The following is a 2434-nucleotide window of genomic DNA, read 5'->3' as shown; positions in this document are numbered from 1 at the left end:
GTGGGTGGGTGGGCCGCGCGACCGGCACCGGTTCGCCTGACGCGGGAATGATCATGGTTGCGCCCCGGCCAGTGGCGGTCACCGGTCGGGGCGCTTCGGGGCGGCTCGGCGTCAGTCCACGTACTCGTAGGTGTCGGCCTGGTCAGCCTCGTACTCTTCGTCTTCCTGGCGAGCGGCCTGGTCTGCGGCCTCTTGCTCGTCCTCGATCATGCGGGCCAGTTCCTCGGGGTCGGGCTGCTCCTGCCGGGCGATCAGGTCGGCCAGTTCGGCGGCGGCCTCGGCCTGCTCCCGGTCCATGCGCTCGCATTCCCCGATCGCCACGGCCTCGGTGATCGGGTCCAGGGTGTGAATCCACAACCGCCCCTGCCGGTGGCCGGTCGGATACAGCACGATCTTGACGCTGTAGCGCGCCAGCAGCTCCCGGCGGCCCGAGTTGTCCGGCGACTCGGCCCAACGCTGGGCGTAGGTGCGCCCGGTCTTCTCCCAGTGCCACCCGGCGGCCCGGTCCGGCAACGTCTTAAGCTGTGTGATCTCCCCACAAATTCGCATATACGTACCCTGGTACCAGGCCGTGTCCTCCGGACTGTCGTAGAGCCCTGCCTCACGGTCCACGCGCAGACGCTTGCGGTTGGCCTCCAACTCGGCGATGCGCGCGGCGTGCCCCGTACCCGGATCGAACACCCGCTGCATCGGATCGATCATCCCGAACCGCTCCAGGAAAAAGGCCGTCACCCGCTGGTCCATCTCCTCGACCTGCATCGTCGGCGCGGGCCTGCACTGCGCGGAGCCGGGCAAACCCATCACACGCCCGGTGCATCCGTAGGCGCGCGTGCCAGTGCGGTACAGCCGGGTTCCGCACACACCACAGAACGCCAGGCCGCTGCACAGTTGCAGTCCCTTCGGCGCCCGGCTTCCAGTGCGCTTCGGCGCGGTCTTGGCGATCAGCGCGTCACGGGTCGCGGCGTCCCACAGCGGCGGGGCAATCCGGATCGGCTCCCCATTCGCCCCGATCACCGGTCGCCTGTCGTGCATCAGGCAGCCCAAAGCTGCCTCGCTGGTCAAGATCACCATAAGCGCCCTGGGGTTCCAACGGCGACCTTGCGGCTCACGCCCGGTGCGCTTCGCCACCGAGAACGGCGCACGCCAGATCCTGGACATCGGCACCGGCATCCCCACCTCGCCCAACACCCACGAGGTCGCCCAGTCGCTCGCCCCGGACACCCGCGTCGCCTACGTCGACAACGACCCGATCGTCGCAGTACACGCACACGCCCGGCTCACCGGCACCCACGCCACCGCCTTCGCCCTGGCGGACCTGCGCGACCCGCAGTCCATCCTGCGGCACCCCGACATCACGGCCCTGATCGACTTCACCCGGCCGGCCGCGCTGGTGCTGGTCGCGGTCCTGCACTTCATCGCAGAGCACGAAGACCCGCAACGCATCGTGCGCACCTTACGCGACGCGCTGGCCCCCGGCAGCTGGCTGGTGCTCACCCACGGAACCGACGACACCGCGGTACACGACACCTCCGACGCCGTCGAGGTCTACCGCACCAGCGCCGCGACGCTCAACCTGCGCCCGCACCGCCAGGTCCTCGGCTTCCTCGACGGCTTCACACTCCAGGAGCCGGGACTGGTCACCATCGGCGAATGGCGCCCCGACCCGGGCACGCAGGTCACCCGCTTCGGGATCTACGGCGGCGTCGCGCGCAAACCCCAGTAGGCCGGCTTCGAGAAGCAGCGCCGCACCAGAAGGCCGCGGCCTACGGCGGCGCGCGCTCGCGAGGTTTCCCGAAACCCGCCCGGCCGCCCGCGCCCGCGCCCGCGGCGGCGACCCGCACGCACGCACCCGACCACGCGTTCGAACCCGGCATGTTTCGTTCGCCGCCCAAGGGTATCCGCTCCCTCGGCCTACCGAGAGGAGAAACACATGAGCGGCACCGTCATTCTCGCCGTCGTCCTCGCGGTCATCGTCGTGATCGGCGCCGCGGCGCTGATCAAACGCGCCGGCGACCGCAACACCGGCGGCGACCTGCGCCGCAGGTTCGGCCCCGAATACGACCGGGTCGCGGCGCGCCACGGCGACCGGGCCGCGGCCGAACAGGAACTGGCCGAACGCGTGCGCGAGCACGACGCCCTGCAGCTTCGGCCGCTGACCGCCGACGACCGCGAACGCTACACCCGGCAGTGGACCGGCGTGGAAGAACGCTTCGTCGAAGACCCGCGCGGCGCCGCCGCGCAGGCCGACCAGGTGATCGGCGGGCTGCTGACCGCGATCGGCTACCCGCCCGCGGACCGCGACAAGCAACTGGAACTGGCCTCCGTGGACCACGCCCGCGCGCTCGAGGACTACCGGCAGGCACACGACCTGACCCGGCGCGCGCTGGGCACCGCGAACGGCGCCGGCACCGCCGCCGCCTCCCCCGCCCCTGTC

At 71.2% G+C, this 2434-nt stretch carries 3 protein-coding genes; 2 read left to right on the top strand and 1 reads right to left on the bottom strand.

The genetic code is table 11. From position 1 onward, the window contains the following. Positions 1 to 111 precede the first annotated feature (111 nt). Positions 112 to 1014 (bottom strand): recombinase zinc ribbon domain-containing protein, encoded by a 903-nt coding sequence (locus tag KGA66_RS28620; RefSeq protein ID WP_211472668.1) that lies wholly within the window; start codon positions 1012 to 1014, stop codon positions 112 to 114. Between KGA66_RS28620 and KGA66_RS28615 the strand changes: the two genes are divergently transcribed. Together KGA66_RS28615 and KGA66_RS28610 are read left to right on the top strand one after the other, a co-directional pair. Next, entirely contained in the window at positions 917 to 1723 is an 807-nt protein-coding gene (locus KGA66_RS28615; RefSeq protein WP_312887114.1) for an SAM-dependent methyltransferase, read from the top strand. The genes KGA66_RS28620 and KGA66_RS28615 overlap by 98 nt on opposite strands. Before the next feature lie 207 nt (positions 1724 to 1930). Beyond that, positions 1931 to 2434 (top strand): hypothetical protein (locus tag KGA66_RS28610; RefSeq protein ID WP_211472664.1); only part of this gene is annotated, 504 nt, incomplete at its 3' end.

This window comes from Actinocrinis puniceicyclus, from assembly GCF_018283645.1.
Classification (GTDB): Bacteria; Actinomycetota; Actinomycetes; order Streptomycetales; family Catenulisporaceae; genus Actinocrinis; species Actinocrinis puniceicyclus.
Note: the sequence above shows the minus strand (reverse complement) of the source record. Positions and strands in the feature narration are given on the sequence as shown.